We start from the raw sequence: 19,832 nt of genomic DNA, 5'->3' as shown, positions 1-19,832 counted from the left end.
GTCAGCCGGCCGCCGGCTCGCCGAGCGGCAGCGCCTCGGGCGCGCCGCCCAGCGCGGCCTCGGCGTCCAGCGTGGTGGCCACGGCCTGGAGCACCGCCGCGACGCGGAGCGCGTCGTGGACGGTCTCGCGCGCCAGATCGGCCGTGCGCAGCGCCTTCTCGTGCGCGTCGAGGCACTGACCACAGCCGTTGACCGCGGAGACGGCGAGCGACCACAGCTCCAGGTCGGCCTTGGGCACGGCCGGGTCGGCGAGCGCGGACATGCGCAGGCCGGCCCGCAGGGTGCCGTAGCCGGGGTCGGAGAGCTGGTGCCTGGCGCGGTAGTAGACGTTGTTCATCGTCATGGTGGCGGTAACCGCCAGGACCGCGCCGAACGCCTCGGCGGTGAGCCGCCCGCGGGCCTCGGGTTCGAGCTCGCGCAGCACCCGTGGGGAGCGGGCGGCGACGGCGCAGGCCAGCAGGGTGCCCCAGAGCTGCTGCGGGGAGAGCTGGGAGGTGGTGGTCACGGAACCGAGGTTGAGCCGCAGGTCCTTGGCGTAGTCGGGCAGGGCGGCCTTGAGGTCGTCGAGGGCCATCGGTGTCGACTCCTCAGACGCCCGCGAGCAGCTTGACCGGGTCCAGGGTCTCGTCGCCCCGGTTCCAGTTGCACGGGCACAGCTCGTCGGTCTGCAGCGCGTCCAGCACCCGCAGCACCTCGGTGGGGTTGCGGCCCACGGAGCCCGCCGTGACCATCGTGAACTGGACCTCGTTGTGCGGGTCGACGATGAACACGGCGCGCTGGGCGAACCCGTCGGCGCCCCGGACGCCGCAGGCCCGCATCAGGTCCTGCCGGGCGTCGGAGAGCATCGGGATCGGCAGCTCGCGCAGGTCCTGGTGGTCGCGGCGCCAGGCGTGGTGGACGAACTCGGAGTCGCCCGAGACACCGAGGAGCTGGGCGTCGCGCTCGGCGAACTCCCCGTGCAGGCGCCCGAAGGCGGCGATCTCGGTGGGGCAGACGAAGGTGAAGTCCTTGGGCCAGAAGAAGACGACGGTCCAGCTCTTCTCGCGGTCCTCGCTGGAGAAGGTGCGGAACTCCAGGGCGTCGGACGGGCCGACCACGCCGGTCAGTCGGTAGGCGGGGAACTGGTCGCCGATGGTGAGCATGTGACGGGACTCCATGTTCGTGGTTTGAGCGAATGGAAGTCCCCACCGTGGCATACGCGGTACTGCTCCTGGAATCACCGTTTCGGGTGGTTTCGCGATTGCCGGGGATTGGGCGCCCGCGGGGCGAACACGGCGCCCTCCGGACTGGTCGCGATGTATCGCGTTTCGGTACGCTGAAGGAGTGACAGCCGAGAACCCGCCCGCCGTGCCGTTGGGGAAGGTCCCGCTGGAGAAGGCGGCGCCGCAGCAAGCAGTCGCCGGGCCGCCGGCGGTCCGCGCCTCCGACGCCGACCGGGACCGGATAGCCGACATCCTGCGCGAGGCCCTGGCCGAGGGGCGCATCGACGCCGAGGAGCACGCGGAGCGGATCGACGCGGTCTACCGGGCCAAGACGCTGGCCGAGTTGGAACCGCTGATCGGCGACCTGCCGGCCGGCCAGCGGTACGTCCCGCCCGCCGCCGCCTCACCGGCCGTGGGCGTGGGTCCGCGACCATCCGGCGTGCGGCCCTCAGGACACGGGATCCAGGTGGCCGGCGCGAAGAACGTGGTGGCGGTGCTCAGCGGCGCCAACCGGCAGGGCCGCTGGCGGGTCGGCGCGAAGATCAACGCGGTGGCCGTCTGCGGTGGCGTCGAACTCGACCTGACCGAGGCGATCTTCGAGCAGCAGCACGTGGTCATCAACGCCACGGCCATCTGCGGCGGCATCGAGATCAAGGTCCCGGAGAACGTGACGCTGCGCGGCGCGGGCAGCGGCGTGATGGGCGGCTTCGACGTTCGGGAGGTCGAGTCCACCGAGCCGGGCGCGCCGGTGATCACCGTCCAGGGCGTGGCCATCTGGGGCGGCGTGGAGGCCAAGGTGGTGCACGGCAGGCGGATCCGCGACCTGCGTGACGAGTGACGACCGACGTCACCGCTCGGCGACGCATAACGGGGACGATTAACCGGAACGACTGACGTAACGACTGATACGACCGGCATGTTGTCGCTCCGTGCATAAGCGTGCGCACAGCGGGTAGGGCTCGGGGGACCGTCACTCGTATGGCCGCATGGTGGGAAGGGCGAACCGCGGCTCCCCCACGGACGAGTGAGGGTCCACGCCAGGAGCGACCTCCGTAGCCGTCATCAGGAGTTGACCGTGCTGCAATCGTCACCGCCACAAGAGTCCCAGTGGTCCCCAGCCGTTCCCACTCAGCGCAGCCCGAGGGACCTGGCCGGTCCCTGGCATTCGGAGGCCGCCTGCCGCCGGGATGAGGCGGGGCTTTTCTTCGCTCCCTCACAGGAGCCCACCGCCGCGCGCCTGTCCAGGGAGCAGGCGGCGAAGTCGGTCTGTGCCCGCTGCCCGGTGCTGCTCGAATGCCGGGAGCACGCACTGCTCCAACCGGAGCCTTACGGAGTGTGGGGCGGTCTCACGGCCGCGGAGCGGCGCGTGGTGCTGAGCAGGCGCCGAAGGCGTGAGGCCGCGGGGCCCGGCGGCGGCCGGACCGCGGACATCAGCCGCATCGCCTGACGGGCCGGGCGTGGCAGCCTGTCCCGGTTGTCACCGGGGGCCAGCCGGCTCCGGTCGCCGTCCGGGCATGGCCACGTGTCCCGGCTGTCGCCGGGAGCTCAACCGGCTCCGGTTCCTGGTCTCGGGGTGGTGCCGCCCAGCCCGCCCCAGGCCGTAAGGCCGTCGCCGGCCGACGGCTCCTTCCGACACCCGCCGCTTCCTCCGGCCGATGGCCTGGCCGGCCCGGGGAGGCGTGGGTTCGGCCCCGGCGTCGCGAGGGCCGGCCGGTCCCGGTATGGCCGCGTGTCCCGGCTGTCGCCGGGTCCCCAGCCGGCTTCGGTTCTTGGTCCGTGCGCGGCCGCCGTTCCGGCGGTGGCCGGGAGTTGGCCGGTTCCGGTTGCGGTCCGGGCGTGGCCGGTGTCCCGGCTGTCGCCGGGTCCCCAGCCGGCCCCGGTCGCCGCTGCCCGTGCCCCGGGCACAAGGCACCGCGCCGCGGTGGCCGCACCGAAAGGCGGCCGGCCGGTCTCGCCGGCGCCACCGTGACGCGCCCGTGCGCATAGCGCCCGCGCCTAGCGTCCGCGGTCGAAGTCGATGGCGCTGTAGGCGCGGAGCTTCGTGAGGCGGTGGGTGGAGTCGATCTGGCGGATCGTGCCCGAGCGGGAACGGACCACCAGGGACTGGGTGGTGGCCGTCTCGCCGCGGTAGCGGACGCCGCGCAGCAGCTCGCCGTCGGTGATGCCGGTGGCGACGAAGAACACGTTCTCGCCGCGCACCAGGTCGTCGGTGTGCAGCACCCGGTCCAGGTCGTGCCCGGCGTCCAGCGCCGCCCGGCGCTCGCCCTCGTCCTTCGGCCACAGCTTGCCCTGGATGGTGCCGCCCAGGCACTTGATGGCGCAGGCCGCGATGATGCCTTCCGGCGTGCCGCCGACGCCGAGCAGCAGGTCGACGCCCGTGCCCTCGCGGACGCTCATGATCGCGCCGGCCACGTCGCCGTCCGAGATGAACTTGATCCGCGCGCCGCTCTCCCGGACCTCCTTCACCAGGTCCGCGTGGCGTGGCCGGTCCAGGATGACCACCGTGACGTCCTCCGGGCTGCCGCCCTTGGCCTTGGCGACCCGGCGGATGTTGACCGCCGGCGGCGCGTCGATGTCGACGAACTCGGCGGCCTCCGGGCCCGTGGCCAGCTTGTCCATGTAGAAGACGGCGCTCGGGTCGAACATCGTGCCGCGCTCGGCCACGGCCAGCACCGAGACCGCGTTGCCCATGCCCTTGGCGGTGAGCGTGGTGCCGTCCACCGGGTCGACGGCCACGTCGCACTCGGGCCCCGTCCCGTCGCCGACGCGCTCGCCGTTGAACAGCATCGGCGCCTCGTCCTTCTCGCCCTCGCCGATCACCACCACGCCGTTCATCGACACCGTGGACACCAGCGTGCGCATGGCCCGCACGGCGGCGCCGTCGGCGCCGTTCTTGTCGCCGCGCCCGACCCAGCGCCCGGAGGCCATGGCGCCGGCCTCGGTGACGCGGACGAGCTCCAGGGCCAGGTTGCGGTCGGGGGCCTGCGGGTCGACGTCGAGCTGCGGCGGGAGATGTTCGGGCATCGGGACACGCCTTTCTGGGCGGAGGGTGCTTTCGACTCTAGCCCGAATGAGTACACATGAGCAGAGCGCCCTTCGGATGAGCATTGCCGGGGGTGGTTGCTCGGCGCCCGGCGGCGTGCGCGACGATGGCTGGGTGGCGAGCGAGACGACCGAGACGGCGCGGCAGACGGAGACGGCGGGCGAGGCGGAGCCGGCGGGCGAGCGGCCCGCCGCGAGGTCGCGGCAGCGACTCCGCCTCCAGACCATCAGGAACATGGTGCTGTCCATGGCGATCATCTGCCTCGGCGCCTTCGCCATGTACTTCTTCATCCCGCACGACGAGTCCATCGACCCGGTGCGCGAGGTGGAGTACGACGTGGCGGCCAGCACCGCGGCCCGCGTCGCGCCGTACGAGCTGCTGGCGCCCGAGGGGCTGCCGGAGGACTGGCGCGCCACCTCGGTGCGGTACGAGCCGCAGGGCGAGTTCGGCGCCACCTGGCGGCTCGGCATGATCGATCCGGAGGACGAGTACGTCGCGCTCGCCCAGTCCGACGCGGTCGTCGGCGGGCCTGAGCCCTTCCTGGCCTCGGTCACCCAGAATGCCGAGGACACCGGCGAGACGGTGTCGGCGGCCGGCCGGGACTGGGCCCGCTACGAGGGCGACCGGTACGACGCGCTGGTGCTCCAGGAGCCGGAGGTGACCACCGTGGTGTTCGGCACGGTGGCCACCGACCGACTCGTCGCCTTCGCTGAGGCCCTGGAGGTCAGAGCGAGGTGACCGCCTCTTCGGCGGCCAGTCGCGGCTGCCGGGGCGCGAACGCCGACTCGGCGGGCCGGCCGATGTTCACCAGCACCAGCGAGCGCTGCCTGCCGTCCCCGAAGAACTCCTTGTCCACGCCCGCCGCGTCGAAGCCGGACATCGGCCCAGCGGCGAGCCCCGCCGCCCGCACGCCCAGCACGAAGTAGCCGATCTGCAGCCCCGCGTTCAGCTGCGCCGACGCGGCGCGCGCGTCGGCGTCGGCGAAGGCGTCCTTGAGGGTGGGCTTGGCCGGGACCAGCCGCGGCAGCTTCTCGTGGAAGTCCAGGTCGGCCGAGAGGATGGCGGTGACCGGGGCCTCGGCCGTCTGCCGCTGGTTGCCCGAGGCGACGTGCCGCAGCAGCCGCTGCTTGGCCTCCGCGCTGCGGATCAGCGTGATCCGCAGCGGCGACGAGTTGTACGCGGTCGGCGCCAGCTTGATCAGGTCGTAGACCGCCGCGATCTGCTCGTCGGTCACCGGCTCGTCCGTGAAGGCGCGCGCGGTGTGCGCCTCGTGGAAGAGCAGGTCCTGGGCGGCGGGGTCGAGGGCGAGGCTGGTCATCCTGGCGTTGCCTTTCGCGGGGGTGGGAAGACGTCGGACGTGCGGCCCGACCGGCCGCACGCCCCCGCAACGGGCCGACCCGGGGTCGCTATTCCCCGGCGCCGTCCGCCTCCTCCCGCGCGGCGGCGCCCTCGCTCTCCGCGATCGCCGCGTCGAGCCTGGCCCTTGCGCCCTCCAGCCAGTGGCCGCAGATCCGCGCCAGCTCCTCGCCGCGCTCCCAGAGCGCGAGCGACTCCTCGAGCGTGACGCCGCCCGCCTCAAGACGGCGCACCACGTCGACCAGCTCGTCCCGCGCCTGCTCGTAGCCGAGCGCCGCCGCGCCGGCCTCGCCCGTCCCCGCCGCCTCCGTCAGATCCGTCACGTCCGCCACCCTAAGCTCCGCCTCTCACCCGATCCGCCGCCGCCGCTCACCGCTCGTCCGCCACCTCGTCCGCCACCGTGACGGGGAACGAGCCGTCCGCCACCCGGGCCCGCAGCCGCTCGCCCGCCGCCACCTCGTCCGCCGCGCGCACCGCCGCGCCGTCCGCCCGCTGGAGCACCGCGTAGCCGCGGCGCAGCGTGGCCGCGGGGGAGAGCGCCACCACCCGGGCCCTGGTGTGCTCCAGATCACCCGCCGCCCGGTCGAGCAGATGCCGCAGCGTGCGCCGGGAGCGCTCGAGCAGCGCCGCGAGCTCCTCCTGGCGCCCGTCCACCATCCGGTGCGGGTGGGCCATCGAGGGCCGGCTGCGCGCCGCCGCGAGACCCCGCTCCTCGCGGTCGAGCACCGAGCCGAGCACCCGCCTGGCCCGCTCCCGAAGCTGCCGCACCCGCGCCAGCTCCTCGCCCACGTCCGGCACGGTGCGCTTGGCCGCGTCCGTCGGCGTGGAGGCCCGCACGTCCGCCACCAGGTCGAGCAGCGGGGTGTCCGGCTCGTGCCCGATGGCCGAGACCACCGGCGTGCGGCACTCGGCCACCGCCCGCACCAACGCCTCGTCGGAGAACGGCAGCAGGTCCTCCACGCTGCCGCCGCCCCGCGCCACGACGATCACGTCGACCGCCGGATCCGCGTCCAACTCCCGCACCGCGTCCACCACCTGGGGCACCGCGTGCACGCCCTGCACCGGCACGTTGCGCACCGCGAACCGCACCGCCGGCCAGCGCAGCCGCGCGTTCTCCAACACGTCACGCTCGGCGGCCGAGGCGCGGCCCGTCACCAGACCGACGCAGCCCGGCAGGAACGGCAGAGGACGCTTGCGCTCCGGCGCGAACAACCCCTCGGCGGCCAGCGCCCGCTTGAGGCGGTCGAGGCGGAGCAGCAGCTCGCCCACCCCCACCGCGCGGATCTCGGAGGCGCGCAACGACAACTCGCCCCGCGGCGCGTACCACTCGGGCTTGCCGAGGACCACCACCCGGGCGCCCTCGCGTATCACGTCGGCCACCCGGTCGAACACCCCGCGATAGCAGGTGACTCGGAGCGAGACGTCCTGCGCCGGGTCGCGCAGCGTGAGGAACACCACCCCGAAGCCGGGCCGCCGGCTGAGCTGGGTGATCTGCCCCTCGACCCACACCGCGCCCAGGCGCTCCACCCAACTCCCGATGAGCCTGGACACCTCACCCACCGGGATCGGCGTCTCCGCCGACGTCTGCACAGCCATGGCCCCACGCTATCGCCGGGGACCGACAACGGACCGACCGAGCCGTCGGGGCTGTCGGAGCGCCCCCGTACGATAGGCGCATGGTCGACCCGTCTGACACCAACCGCCGCGTACTTCTCGCCGCCCCCCGTGGATACTGCGCGGGCGTGGACCGGGCCGTGATCGCCGTCGAACGCGCCCTCGAGCAGTACGGCGCGCCCATCTACGTGCGCCACGAGATCGTGCACAACAAGTACGTGGTGCAGATGCTGGAACAGAAGGGCGCCGTCTTCGTCGACGAGACGTCCGAGGTCCCGCGCGGCGAGATCGTGATCTTCTCGGCCCACGGCGTCGCCCCCGAGGTGCACCGCGAGGCCGAGCGCGGCGGCCTCGCCACGGTGGACGCCACCTGCCCGCTGGTCACCAAGGTCCACAAGGAGGCCGTCCGCTTCGCCAAGGACGACTACGAGATCCTGCTCATCGGCCACGAGGGCCACGAGGAGGTCGTCGGCACCAGCGGCGAGGCACCCGACCACATCACCCTGGTCGACGGCCCGGAGGCGGCCGAGCAGGTCGAGGTCAAGGACCCCTCCCGGGTGGTCTGGCTCTCCCAGACGACGCTCTCGGTCGACGAGACCATGGAGACGGTCGGCGCCCTCAAGCGCCGCTTCCCCCTGCTGAACGACCCACCGAGCGACGACATCTGCTACGCCACGCAGAACCGGCAGACCGCGATCAAGCAGGTCGCCGCCGAGGCGGATCTGGTGCTCGTGGTCGGCTCGCGCAACTCGTCCAACTCGGCCCGCATGGTCGAGGTGGCGCTCGGCGCCGGCGCCAAGGCCGCCTACCTGGTGGACAACGCCGACGAGATCGACGAGGCGTGGCTGGCCGACGTGACCACGGTCGGGCTCTCCTCGGGCGCCTCGGTCCCCGAGGTGCTGGTGGACGGCGTGGTCGAGTGGCTGGCCGAGCGCGGCTTCGGCCAGGTCGAGGTCGTGCAGCCGATGCGGGAGCACATCCAGTTCTCGCTGCCCAAGGAGCTGCGCCGCGACCTGCGGGCCGAGGCGGCCGCGCGCCGCGTCGAGGCCAACGTCTAGCGACCGCGCGTCGCGGCCCGCCGCTCGGCGCGCCTGCGCACCAGCCGGTGGCAGGAGCGGGAGAGCGTGACCGCGCAGGCCGTCATGGTGCCGGCGAAGACCCAGGGCGCGCTGAGCGCCAGGGTCGTCACCGTCTCCAGCAGTCCGTTGGTGCTGAGCAGGCCGACGGCGAACGCGATGGGGGCCGCGACCGGGGCGCAGACCAGGTCGGCCGGCCGCACCCAGAGCGAGACCGCCGCCGAGGTGGCGACGAACAGCGCCCCGTAGTAGGTCGGCGCCCCGTCGGCCCCGCCGATCAGCTTGCAGAGCCAGGCCGCCGCGACCATCGACGCCACCGCGAGCGCCCCGCAGCCGAGCCCGGTGAGGCGCGCCCTGGGGAGTCGCCGGGCCGGTCGGGGTTGGCGCCCGGCCGCCGGCACCCGCCCCGCGGGCCGGGGCACCGTCGTCCGCACCGGGGCCGTCGCATAGTGCTCTGGGTGACGGGTTGTGTGCGTTGTGTGTTCCACGTCACCAAGGTAATGCGGCGAAGGTGGGGAAAAGGGCGATGGACACGCTTGCGGCCCATATGACAGTCGGTCGAGGGCTCCCCCGTCGGGGGTAGCCGGTCCCGGGCGCGCCCGTAGACTGGTTCACCGGCCCACGGTCCGTCGGCCACCGTCCACGCATTCTCGCCCGGGAAGTCTCACGTGTCGCTCACGATCGGAATCGTCGGCCTGCCGAACGTCGGCAAGTCGACCCTGTTCAACGCCCTGACCAAGAACGACGTCCTGGCGGCCAACTACCCCTTCGCCACCATCGAGCCCAACATCGGCGTCGTCGGCGTGCCCGACCCGCGCCTCACGCGGCTCGGCGAGCTCTTCGGCTCGCAGCGGATCCTGCCGGCCACCGTCGACTTCGTCGACATCGCGGGCATCGTGCGGGGCGCGAGCGAGGGCGAGGGCCTGGGCAACAAGTTCCTCCACCACATCCGCGAGGCCGACGCGATCTGCCAGGTCATCCGGGCCTTCAAGGACGAGAACGTGGTCCACGTCGACGGCAAGGTGTCGCCCAAGAGCGACATCGAGACCATCGACACCGAGCTGATCCTGGCCGACCTGGGGACCGTCGAGAAGGTGCTGCCCAGGCTCCAGAAGGAAGCCAGGATCAAGAAGGACAGGCAGCCGGTCGTCGCGGCCGTGGAGGCGGCCAAGGCCATCCTCGAGGACGGCCGCACCCTCTTCTCCGCCGGCATCGCGCAGGGCTCCGAGCAGGCCGAGCCGCTCCAGGAGCTGCACCTGCTGACGGTCAAGCCCTTCCTCTACGTCTTCAACGTGGACGAGGACGAGCTCACGGACGAGGCGTTCAAGGCCGAACAGCGCGCCCTGGTGGCGCCGGCCGAGGCGATCTTCCTCAACGCCAAGCTGGAGGCGGACCTCGCCGAGCTCGACGAGGATGAGGCCCTCGAACTGCTGGAGACCGTCGGCCAGCAGGAGCCCGGCCTCGCCACCCTGGCCCGCGTCGGCTTCGACACCCTCGGCCTCCAGACCTACCTGACCGCGGGCCCCAAGGAGGCCCGCGCCTGGACCATCCCCAAGGGCGCCACCGCCCCCGAGGCGGCCGGCGTCATCCACACCGACTTCCAGAAGGGCTTCATCAAGGCCGAGGTCATCTCCTACGACGACCTCCTCGAAGCCGGCTCCGTCACCGAGGCCCGCTCCCGCGGCAAGGCGCGCATGGAGGGCAAGGACTACGTGATGCGCGACGGCGACGTGGTGGAGTTCCGCTTCAACGTGTGACGGCCGCCGTAGCACAGAGCCACTGACCTGGCAAACGCGCAGGTCGCGGTGGGGTCGCCCCATCACGGGGTGACCCCGCCGTCATCCCCGTGCTGGATCGGTGCTGGATTTTCTGACACCCCGTCACCTGTCATCATCCCAGGTCAGCCCCACCGTGCTGGATTCGTGCTGGGCCTACACATGCGCGGCGGCCAGTGTCACGACACTTCCGCTCAGCACTGGAATCAGACAGCAGACCTGAAGAGCCCTCGCTGCCCTGGCAGCCGGCGAGGAGTCCAGCGCCGCAATACAGGCCCCCAGCTACCCGACCCGCCAACGTGCGCCATCGTCCAACACACACGGTGTTTCACGACTGATCGGTGAACACACCACAACGGACTGTCGCGTCTAGGCTCTTGAGCGCCGCACGCTAACGGCATCCCGTGTCAGCGCCCAGCGCTATCGTTGAGGCACTTAGCTTGGACTTTGCCACTAGTGGCACTGCTGTCGTGCACCGGCATGTGAAGGATGGGCGCCGAAGGATGGACAGGTCACACGAACACCTCACCGCAGGATCGCGGTCAGGCCCTGGGCTCGGCGCTGGCAAGGGGGTGGCCTGGTAATGGCTCTCAAGAAGTCGGACCTGTACAGCTCGCTCTGGCGGAGCTGCGACGAGCTGCGCGGCGGCATGGATGCCAGCCAGTACAAGGACTACATCCTGACGCTGCTGTTCGTGAAGTACGTGACGGACAAGGCCAAGTCCGATCCGAACTCCTTGATCGACGTCCCCGTCGGTGGATCCTTCGACGACATGATCGCACTCAAGGGAGACAAGGAGATCGGCGATAAGGTCAACAAGATCATCGGCAAGCTCGCCGAGGCCAACGGACTCGAAAAGGTCATCGACCTGGCCGACTTCAACGACGAAGAGAAGCTCGGCAAGGGCAAGGAGATGCAGGATCGCCTCTCCAAGCTGGTGACGATCTTCGCTGATCTCGACTTCCGAGGTAGCCGCGCTGAGGGCGACGACCTACTTGGCGACGCCTACGAGTACCTGATGCGGCACTTCGCCACGGAGTCGGGCAAATCGAAGGGCCAGTTCTACACCCCTGCCGAGGTCTCGCGCGTACTCGCCAAGGTCGTCGGTATCGGAGCGGGCACCCGGCAGGACCACACGGTCTACGACCCCACGTGCGGGTCCGGCTCGTTGCTCCTCAAGGTCGCTGACGAGGCCCCACGTGGCCTCACCATCTACGGTCAGGAGAAGGACAACGCCACCTGGGCGCTGGCCCAGATGAACATGATCCTCCACGGCTACGAGGACCGTGACATCCGCAAGGGTGACACGATCACCAGCCCACAGTTCACCCAGGGCGCACGGCTACAGACCTTCGACTTCGCCGTCGCTAATCCGCCGTTCTCGATCAAGTCGTGGAGCAACGGCCTCGAGAACGACTACGGCCGCTTCGACCTCGGCCGGCCGCCGGAGAAGAACGGCGACTACGCCTTCCTGCTGCACATCCTCAAGTCGCTCAAGAGCACGGGCAAGGCCGCAGTCATCTTGCCGCACGGTGTGTTGTTCCGCGGTCACGCCGAGGCGGGCATTCGTATGGAGCTGCTGCGCCGCGGCTACATCAAGGGAATAATCGGCCTGCCCCCGAACCTCTTCTACGGCACCAGCATCCCGGCTTGCATCATCATCCTCGACAAAGAGAACGCCCAAGCGCGCACCGGCGTCTTCATGGTCGACGCCTCCAAGGGGTTCACCAAGGACGGCAACAAGAACCGTCTCCGGAGCCAGGACATTCACAAGATCGTCGACGTCTTCAACAAGCAGACCGAGATTGAGCGCTACTCACGTATGGTGCCGCTCCACGAGATTGCCGACCCGAAGAACGACTACAACCTCAACATCCCGCGGTACATCGACTCCTCCGAGCCGGAAGACGTCCAGGACCTCCACGCCCACCTTCACGGCGGGATCCCCGACCACGACCTGGACGCACTCAACGGGTACTGGGAGGCGTTCCCGAGTCTTCGTACCACGCTCTTCAAGCCGAACCGTCCCGGCTACAGCGACCTGGCTGTCGGTGTAGCTGAGGTGCAACAGGCCATCCTGGACTCCGACGAGTTCCAGAAGTTCGCAATGGACATCCGTGGCCAGGTTGACGATTGGTTCGCCGCCCACCGGCCGGTCCTGCAAGCGCTCAACCCAGACACTATCCCCAAGGACCTGATCGCTCGTATCGGCGACGATCTACTGGCCCGGTTCAGGAACACCCCGCTGCTCGACGAGTACGACGTCTACGAGCAGCTCATGACTTATTGGCATGGCGTCATGCACGACGACGTCTTTCTCGTCATGAATGAGGGGTGGTGTGAGGCGGCGAAGCCTCGCAAGACCCTCGAGGACAAGGCGCGCAAGCTCTCCGAGACCCCGGACCTTGTCGTTGGCTCGGGGCGCAGCGCCACCAAGTTCAAGATGGACCTCATCCCGCCGAGGCTTGTCGTCACTCGGTACATTGCGGACGAGCAGTCCAAGGTTGATGCATTGCACACGGCAGTCGAAGACGCCAGCCGTGCTATCGAGGAGTATATCGAAGAGCACGCCGCAGAAGACGGCCTGCTTGCCGAGGCGATGGACGAAGGCAAGGTCTCTAAAGCTCTCGTTTCGTCGCGCCTTAAGGTGGCTCGGCACGAGGGAACTGACGCGGCGGAGGTCGAGGCCCTCCAGCACCTGATCAAGCTGTACAACGAAGAGGCTGTCGCCAAGAAGACCGCCAAGGAAGCCCAGGCTTCCCTCGATCTCGCGACGTTTAAGAAGTACGGCGATCTCACTGAGCCTGAGATCAAGCAGCTCGTACTCGACGATAAGTGGCAGGCGGCGATCAGTAGCCGCGTTGTGTCTGAAGCTGAGTCACTCACGCTGGCACTCGTTTCGCGGATCCAGCAGCTCGGTGAGCGCTACGCCGAGACTGTCAATGATCTCGATAACGACCTAGAGCAGCGAGAGTTCAGGGTCATTGCCCACTTGACGGCAATGGGGGTATACGCGTGACAGTGCCACAAGTTACGACTCTTGGGGAGTTGCTGAGGCGAGGCGGGGGCTCTATCAGAACTGGGCCATTTGGTACTGCGCTGAGAGCGTCCGAGTATTCCGATACAGGTGTTCCAGTCATTTCCGTTGGCGAGATCGGTCATGGTCGGCTATGCATCACCTCTGCTACGCCAAGGGTAGGGCCAAGCGTCGTTAAGCGAATGTCAGAGTATGTACTTCGAGCAAACGATATCGTTTTCGGGCGAAAGGGCGCCGTTGACCGATCTGCAAGGGTATTGGATTCTCAAGAAGGGTACTTCCTAGGGTCGGATGGAATTCGGGTTCGGTTGGGAACAGCCATTGATCCGTTGTATATGGTCTACGTGCTGCAGTCGACCCAGGTTCGAGACTGGATCGTGCAACACGCAACCGGCACGACTATGGCCTCTTTGAATCAGAAAATTCTTAGTAGACTTCCGCTATGCCTTCCATCTGTGGAGCGGCAACGTGCCATCGGGCAGGTTCTTGCTGAAGCTGACGATTCAATCGCCGCACTGGAACGGATGATCGCTAAGAAGCAAGCGGTCAAGCAAGGCACGATGCAGCAACTCTTGGCCGGGAGGACTCGGCTTCCAGGCTTCACCGGCGAGCTCGCAGAACATCGTCTCTCAGATGTGAGCATCAAGATCCAAGACGGTACCCACTTCTCGCCCCGACTTGGAGGTTCATCCTTCAAGTACATCACCTCGAAGAATATTGGGTTTGGGGTTATGAAATTGGAGACCGTGGAGACGATCTCCGAGTCTGAACACAGGAAGATCTATAGTCGCTGCGATACAAGATTTGGTGATCTGCTGATCACGAAGGATGGGGCGAACACTGGCAACGCCGCCTTGAATCCATTTCGAGAGGAGATCAGCCTCCTCTCAAGTGTCGCCTTTCTTCGCTGCGACCCGCAGAAGGCTTCCGAGGCGTACATTTTGCAGTATTTGCTCTCAAGTCAAGGTCGACAGCAGATCAAGAATGCAATGGCGGGTAACGCGATTACGCGTTTGACACTTGCCAAGATTCGTGATCTCGTGGTGCCAATGCCTGGGATTGATGAACAACGAGCACTGGCTCAAGTGCTTGGCGATGCGGATGGAGAAATTTTGGCCCTGCATGCCAAGCTTCGAAAAATGATTGACGTCAAGCGTGGCATGATGCAGAGGCTACTGAACCGCCTTCCGGACAGGAAAGGCGCGGCATGAGTAATGTAGGTCAAGCCGAACGCAAGGCTCAAGATCACGTTATTACCTTTCTTCGGGAGTCGCTGGGCTACGACTACCTCGGCAACTGGGAGCACCGTGCGGCAAACTCCAACGTCGATGCCGAGCTACTCGAGCAGAACCTCCGTGCCCGGGGCTACAACGACAACCTCATCAACAAGGCGATCGACAAGCTGAAGAGTGACGCCTCGCTCGGTGGCGGTCGTGACCTGTACGAGGCGAACCGGGACGTCTACGGTCTGCTCCGGTACGGTTTGAAGGTCAAGCCTGGTGTCGGCGAGCAGATGGAGACGGTCTGGCTTATCGACTGGGCGCGCCCCGAAGACAACCACTTCGCTCTGGCCGAAGAAGTGACGGTGCTGGGGCAGCACGCGAAGCGCCCAGACATCGTGCTGTATGTCAACGGCATCGCCTTCGGGACGATCGAGCTCAAGCGCTCGAAGGTTGCCGTCTCTGAAGGTATCCGCCAGACCATCGGAAACCAGCGTCCCGAGTTCATCCGGTCGTTCTTCACGACGGTGCAGCTAGTCATGGCCGGCAACGATGTGGAGGGGCTGCGCTACAGCACTATCGACACGCCGGAGAAGTACTGGCTTGCATGGCGGGAGCCGTCCGACATCGCCGCCCCCCTGGATCGTTCCTTGACCCAGCTCTGCTCAAAGGAACGTCTGCTTGAGCTGGTTCACGACTTCATGGTCTTCGATGCGGGGCAGAAGAAGACCTGTCGGCACAACCAGTACTTCGGCGTCAAGGCCGCTCAGGAGCGGATCGCCAAGCGCGAGGGCGGCATCATTTGGCACACTCAGGGCTCCGGCAAGTCTCTGACGATGGTGTGGCTGGCCAAGTGGATTCGCGAGAATCAGCCGGATGCCCGCGTGCTCCTCATCACTGACCGGAGCGAACTGGATGATCAGATTCAGAAGGTCTTCCAGGGAGTCAACGAGGCCATCTATCGCACCAAGAGCAGCGCTGATCTCCTCGCTACATTGAATGCGAGCGAGGAGTGGCTGGTCTGCTCGCTGGTTCACAAGTTTCGTGGCTCGGAAGACGAGGCCGCCCGGGATGAAGCTGAGAGCGAGTTCATCCGTGCGCTGAAGGCGACTGTCCCCAAGGACTTCCATGCCAAGGGCAATATCTTCGTCTTCGTCGACGAGGCCCACCGTACGCAGTCGGGCAAGATGCACGACGCCATGAAGGAGCTCATGCCTGGGGCCATGTTTATCGGCTTCACCGGTACGCCTCTCCTTAAGGCAGACAAGGACACCACTGTCCAGCGGTTCGGCAGCTTCATTCACACCTACAAGTACAACGACGGCGTTGCCGACGGCGTCGTGCTCGACTTGCGGTACGAGGCTCGCAACATCGACCAGGACCTGACCTCGGCGGCGAAGGTCGACCAGTGGTTTGAGGCCAAGACCCGCGGCATGACGGACCTCTCCCGCGCCGAGCTCAAGAAACGCTGGGGCACCATTCAGAAGGTCGTCAGCTCGGAGCCGAGGGCCCGGCAGATAGTCAACGACATCCTGTTCGACATGGAGATCAAGCCCCGTCTGTCGGATGGCCGAGGCAACGCCATTCTCGTCAGTCAGAGCATCTACCAGGCGTGTAAGTTCTACGAGCTGTTCACTCAGGCTGGCTTCAAGGGCAAGTGCGCCATCATCACCTCGTACACACCACAGTCGAGTGACATCGCCAAGGAAGACTCAGGCCACGGCGCGACCGAACGGCTGCGCCAGTACGAGATCTACCGGCAGATGCTCGCGGACCACTTCAACGAGCCTGCCGACAAGGCGATGGGCAAGGTCGAGCAGTTCGAGAGGGACGTCAAGGAACGTTTCATCAATGACCCGGGCCAGATGCGGCTACTCATCGTCGTCGACAAGCTCCTGACCGGCTTCGACGCCCCGAGTGCGACGTACCTGTACATCGACAAGAAGATGCAGGACCACGGTCTGTTCCAGGCGATCTGCCGGGTCAACCGCCTTGACGGCGAGGACAAGGACTACGGCTACATCGTCGACTACCGCGACCTGTTCAACTCCCTTGAGTCCGCGATCGCGGACTACACCGGCGGTGCTCTCGAAGGCTACGAGACGAAGGACATCGAAGGGCTGCTGTCAGACCGGATCGACAAGGCCCGTGACGACCTCGATGAGGCCCTGGAGAAGATCCGGGCGCTCTGTGAGCCGGTCGAACCACCAAAGAACACTCTCCAGTACCAGCAGTACTTCTGCGCCCAGGAGCAGGGCAACACCGAGCAGCTCAAGGCCAACGAGCCCAAGCGGGTTGAGCTCTACAAGTCTGTGGCGGCCGTGACTCGCGCGTACGGCAACCTCGCCAACGAAATGCAGGCCGCTGGGTACAGCGATGCCGAAGCCGCAGCGATCAAGGAAGAGATCGCCCACTACGCCAACGTGCGTGAAGAGGTGAAGCTCGGCGCTGGCGAGAACGTCGATTTCAAGCAGTACGAGGCCGGCATGCGGCACCTGCTCGACACGTACATCAGCGCCGGCCCCTCCGAGGTGGTATCCGACTTCCAGGAAGCCGGGCTGATCCAGTTGATCGTCGAGATGGGAGCCGGCGCGCTCGACAAGCTTCCCTCGGGTATCAAGAGGGACCCGGAAGCGGTGGCGGAAACGATCGCCAACAACATGCGCGTGGTGATCATCGATGAGCGCCCGATGAACCCGAAGTACTACGACAGGATGTCGGAGCTGCTCGACGCAATACTTGAGGAACGGCGGCAGAATGCTCTGGACTACAAGGAGTACCTCGCGAAGCTCCTGGAGCACGCGTCCAAGCTCGGCAAGGGCGAGTCAGACACCAAGTACCCGGAGTGGGCTGACAACGCTGCTCGCCGCGCTCTGATTGATTTCTTCGGTCAGTCGCCGGAACTGGCTGCGGTTGTGGACACCACTGTTCTCCATACCAAGCCCGACTCGTGGGTGGGCAACGTGATGAAGGAGAAGAAGGTCAAGCGCGCGCTCGCTCAGGCACTGCCCGCCGACTTCGACCAGCTTGATGAGCTACTGGAACTGCTAAAGGCACGCCATGAGTACCGCTAGCGCCTCTCTCACCGTTCGTGGCATCGACGTTGACGTTATCTACAAGAACATCAAGAACCTGCACATCGGTGTTTATCCGCCACTGGGACGCGTCCGTGTAGCAGCGCCGCACCAGCTCGACAGTGAGCAGGTGCGGCTCGCTGTAATCCAACGGCTACCGTGGATTAAAGAGCGGCGCGAGAAACTTCGATCAGCTGCCCGGCAGTCCACGCGAGAGATGGTCACAGGCGAGTCCCACTATGTGTGGGGCGTTCGTCGCAGGATGAAGGTCGTGGAGCGTCCCGGGCGGGCTCACTTCGAGCTAGACGGTGAACGACTGCTGCTGTATGTCCCGGTCGGCACAACAGCTGAACACCGGCGAGAGTTGCTCGACCGTTGGCATCGGGAGCAGTTGCGACATGTGATCCCGGATTTGATTGCCAAATGGGAACCTGTCCTCGAAGTGTCGGTGCCGCGGTGGAATATCAAGCGCATGAAGACCAAGTGGGGCTCGTGCAATCGCGAGACCGGGCGCATCTGGTTCAACGTTGAACTTGCCAAGAAGCCTCCAGGCTGCCTGGAGTACATCGTTGTCCATGAGATGACGCACTATCTTGAACGCAACCATGATGAGCGCTTCACCAAGCTCATGGAAAGATTCATGCCGAACTGGCGGAGCCTTCGTGACGAGCTAAATGAAGCGCCACTCGCCGAGGAAGAGTGGGCATAAGGGTGCAAAAGGAGGAGCCTTACGTAGGTCAAACTTACGCGAACCGGATCACGGTGTGGGCGGCGGCGTGATTCGTCGGATCGGTGCACGATCTTAGCTGAAGGCGTCGCGATCCTCCTGGCAGGGCGAGGCGATAGGTTCCAAACTCAGTTCGACCGAAGTGCGGGTGTCCGCCGCAGAACCGGAGGCTCGACCCGGTGAAGTTCATTGTCCTACCCCAAGGCACGCCGGTGCGCTCAGGCCCCGAGGCTGTGGTCCTAGTGGCCGATGACTGGGATGACTTCGGCTTCCGCACTAGCTATACGCTTTGGTACCGAGACCCGCTGACGCAGACGAACTTGGGTTTCGTCAAGGTCGCCGTCGCCGGACAGGAAGACGGCCCCAGCCCTATCCGTGCCGGGGTTTACGATGGCTCGCCACCAGGTGAACTCTTCTCGCTCGGACAGAGCGATCTCTACTATGACAACATCAAGAAGCTCGGTCACGACAGGCGCGAAGAGATCCTCCGGGGACTCTCTGACGTGGCCTACAACCCGGATCTTCTTGAGACCGCTATGCAGTACCCAGTGACACGCTCATCACTGTTGCGCACGGTTGAGGAACAGACGGTCAGGGCACAGTTCAATCGGATTGCCCGTGGCGGAGTCCGGCTGACCGAGTACTGGTTCCGCTACATGGCACCGGGGCATGGCGCTGAGAGCACTCTCGACTTCAAGGTGGATCCTGACTCCAGGCCATCTAGCAATATTCATGTCCTCATCGGCCGCAACGGAGTTGGCAAGACGACCCTGCTGCGGAATCTCGCCGCTGCGGTCGTCTGGCCCGGGAGGCACGCGGAATTCGGCCGTGTTGATGTCCTCCCGACGTCGACGTCCTCAGTTGGCGAGCGGTTCGTGAACGTAGTTTCGGTCACCTTCAGCGCGTTCGATCCCTTCGTTGAAGTGATCGAGGAGAGTGATCCCCAGGCGGTGAGATACACCTACGTCGGCCTGCAGAGCACCCCACTCGATGATCTGGAGGCGGGCACCCAGCAGCAACGACTGCAATCAGCCTTCAACGCCGGGGTCCAGGCCGTTATCAACTCGCGGGAACTCATGCGCTGGCGCGACGCCATGATGCTGCTGAGCCGTGACCCGCAGTTCGCGGAATCCGCTATCGCGGCCTACGCGCGTGACCTTCGGGCAGGCATGAGAATTACGGAATCCCAGGTGCGTGACCTGACCTCTGCCTTCGGCCGGATGAGCTCAGGTCACGCGATCGTAGCGCTGACCATGACACAGCTCGTGCATCTTGTGGCAGAGCAGTCCCTGGTCCTGGTGGACGAGCCCGAGGCCCATTTGCATCCACCACTGCTGGCTTCCTTCATGCAAGGGCTGTCTAACCTCTTGGCTGCCCGCAACGGCGTCGCAGTAGTTGCTACACACTCGCCCGTTGTGCTTCAGACGGTGCCGCAGTCCTGCGTCTACAAGCTGATACGCCACGGTGAGAGCAGCCGCTTCGAGCGCCCGCTGATTGAGACGTACGGTGAGAACGTGGGCGTGCTGACCCACGAGGTATTCGGGTTGGAGGTGATGGAGTCCGGCTTCTATGCGGAGATCGGCAGAGCGGTGGCCGCTCTGGACTCATACGAAGAAGTCCTCGCCCACTTCGACGGCAAGCTCGGCGGAGAGGCGAAGGGGCTGGTCCGGATCCTCCTCGCAGAGAAGACGGATGGGCCCCTTTGATG

General features: G+C 66.5%; 17 protein-coding genes. 10 read left to right on the top strand and 7 right to left on the bottom strand.

Annotated elements, in window-relative coordinates:
* Position 1: 1 nt before the first annotated feature.
* Both ACFWI8_RS23775 and ACFWI8_RS23770 read right to left on the bottom strand, forming a co-directional pair.
* Positions 2-574 carry a carboxymuconolactone decarboxylase family protein gene (locus ACFWI8_RS23775; protein WP_387094935.1) on the bottom strand — a complete coding sequence of 191 codons (573 nt, stop codon included), beginning with the start codon at positions 572-574 and terminating at the stop codon, positions 2-4.
* A gap of 13 nt (positions 575-587) precedes the next feature.
* Complete coding sequence (locus ACFWI8_RS23770; RefSeq protein WP_387094985.1) at positions 588-1,142, bottom strand: peroxiredoxin; 555 nt, start codon at positions 1,140-1,142, stop codon at positions 588-590.
* A gap of 181 nt (positions 1,143-1,323) precedes the next feature.
* On the opposite strand from ACFWI8_RS23770, the gene ACFWI8_RS23765 reads away from it, so the two are divergent.
* Positions 1,324-2,040 carry a DUF1707 domain-containing protein gene (locus ACFWI8_RS23765; RefSeq protein ID WP_387094933.1) on the top strand — a complete coding sequence of 239 codons (717 nt, stop codon included), beginning with the start codon at positions 1,324-1,326 and terminating at the stop codon, positions 2,038-2,040.
* A gap of 237 nt (positions 2,041-2,277) precedes the next feature.
* Positions 2,278-2,649: a WhiB family transcriptional regulator gene (locus tag ACFWI8_RS23760; protein WP_387094983.1), complete on the top strand. Its 372-nt coding sequence runs from the start codon at positions 2,278-2,280 to the stop codon at positions 2,647-2,649.
* 548 nt (positions 2,650-3,197) lie between these two features.
* Here the strand turns inward: ACFWI8_RS23760 and glpX are convergent.
* Positions 3,198-4,226 carry a class II fructose-bisphosphatase gene (glpX, locus tag ACFWI8_RS23755; RefSeq protein ID WP_311601185.1) on the bottom strand — a complete coding sequence of 343 codons (1,029 nt, stop codon included), beginning with the start codon at positions 4,224-4,226 and terminating at the stop codon, positions 3,198-3,200.
* A gap of 133 nt (positions 4,227-4,359) precedes the next feature.
* Between glpX and ACFWI8_RS23750 the strand changes: the two genes are divergently transcribed.
* Complete coding sequence (locus ACFWI8_RS23750; RefSeq protein ID WP_387094931.1) at positions 4,360-4,983, top strand: DUF4245 domain-containing protein; 624 nt, start codon at positions 4,360-4,362, stop codon at positions 4,981-4,983.
* On the opposite strand, the gene ACFWI8_RS23745 is transcribed toward ACFWI8_RS23750, so the two are convergent.
* The 3 genes from ACFWI8_RS23745 to xseA all read right to left on the bottom strand — a co-directional run bounded on the left by ACFWI8_RS23745 (position 4,970) and on the right by xseA (position 7,197).
* Positions 4,970-5,563, bottom strand: coding sequence for a malonic semialdehyde reductase (locus ACFWI8_RS23745; protein WP_387094929.1), 594 nt, complete (start codon positions 5,561-5,563; stop codon positions 4,970-4,972). The two genes, ACFWI8_RS23750 and ACFWI8_RS23745, sit on opposite strands and share 14 nt — an antisense overlap.
* Before the next feature lie 88 nt (positions 5,564-5,651).
* Entirely contained in the window at positions 5,652-5,933 is a 282-nt protein-coding gene (locus tag ACFWI8_RS23740; RefSeq protein WP_387094928.1) for an exodeoxyribonuclease VII small subunit, read from the bottom strand.
* Between the two features lie 37 nt (positions 5,934-5,970).
* Entirely contained in the window at positions 5,971-7,197 is a 1,227-nt protein-coding gene (xseA, locus tag ACFWI8_RS23735; protein ID WP_387094927.1) for an exodeoxyribonuclease VII large subunit, read from the bottom strand.
* Between the two features lie 80 nt (positions 7,198-7,277).
* Here xseA and ACFWI8_RS23730 point away from each other — a divergent pair, with 80 nt between their 5' ends.
* The gene (locus ACFWI8_RS23730; RefSeq protein WP_387094925.1) at positions 7,278-8,273 is read left to right on the top strand and encodes a 4-hydroxy-3-methylbut-2-enyl diphosphate reductase; all 996 of its coding nucleotides are present in this window, start codon (positions 7,278-7,280) and stop codon (positions 8,271-8,273) included.
* Here the strand turns inward: ACFWI8_RS23730 and ACFWI8_RS23725 are convergent.
* A complete protein-coding gene (locus ACFWI8_RS23725) occupies positions 8,270-8,779 on the bottom strand; it encodes a DUF6542 domain-containing protein (RefSeq protein ID WP_387094923.1) in 510 nt (169 codons plus the stop codon). The genes ACFWI8_RS23730 and ACFWI8_RS23725 overlap by 4 nt on opposite strands.
* A 180-nt stretch (positions 8,780-8,959) precedes the next feature.
* On the opposite strand from ACFWI8_RS23725, the gene ychF reads away from it, so the two are divergent.
* The 6 genes from ychF to ACFWI8_RS23695 all read left to right on the top strand — a co-directional run bounded on the left by ychF (position 8,960) and on the right by ACFWI8_RS23695 (position 19,830).
* Positions 8,960-10,048 carry a redox-regulated ATPase YchF gene (gene ychF / locus ACFWI8_RS23720; protein ID WP_387094921.1) on the top strand — a complete coding sequence of 363 codons (1,089 nt, stop codon included), beginning with the start codon at positions 8,960-8,962 and terminating at the stop codon, positions 10,046-10,048.
* A gap of 601 nt (positions 10,049-10,649) precedes the next feature.
* Positions 10,650-13,085 carry an N-6 DNA methylase gene (locus tag ACFWI8_RS23715; RefSeq protein ID WP_387094919.1) on the top strand — a complete coding sequence of 812 codons (2,436 nt, stop codon included), beginning with the start codon at positions 10,650-10,652 and terminating at the stop codon, positions 13,083-13,085.
* Positions 13,082-14,314 carry a restriction endonuclease subunit S gene (locus ACFWI8_RS23710; protein ID WP_387094917.1) on the top strand — a complete coding sequence of 411 codons (1,233 nt, stop codon included), beginning with the start codon at positions 13,082-13,084 and terminating at the stop codon, positions 14,312-14,314. The genes ACFWI8_RS23715 and ACFWI8_RS23710 overlap by 4 nt, the downstream gene beginning before the upstream one ends.
* Positions 14,311-17,397, top strand: coding sequence for a type I restriction endonuclease subunit R (locus ACFWI8_RS23705; protein ID WP_387094915.1), 3,087 nt, complete (start codon positions 14,311-14,313; stop codon positions 17,395-17,397). Before ACFWI8_RS23710 ends, ACFWI8_RS23705 begins: the two co-directional genes overlap by 4 nt.
* Entirely contained in the window at positions 17,384-18,106 is a 723-nt protein-coding gene (locus tag ACFWI8_RS23700) for a M48 family metallopeptidase (RefSeq protein WP_387094913.1), read from the top strand. The genes ACFWI8_RS23705 and ACFWI8_RS23700 overlap by 14 nt, the downstream gene beginning before the upstream one ends.
* A gap of 197 nt (positions 18,107-18,303) precedes the next feature.
* The gene (locus ACFWI8_RS23695; RefSeq protein ID WP_387094911.1) at positions 18,304-19,830 is read left to right on the top strand and encodes an AAA family ATPase; all 1,527 of its coding nucleotides are present in this window, start codon (positions 18,304-18,306) and stop codon (positions 19,828-19,830) included.
* The last annotated feature ends 2 nt before the right edge of the window (positions 19,831-19,832 follow it).

It is taken from the genome of Streptomyces sp. NPDC127098 (assembly GCF_042722465.1).
Classification (GTDB): domain Bacteria; phylum Actinomycetota; class Actinomycetes; order Streptomycetales; family Streptomycetaceae; genus Streptomyces; species Streptomyces millisiae.
The sequence above is the reverse complement of the archived record's forward strand: the minus strand, read 5'-3'. Positions and strand labels throughout refer to the sequence as shown.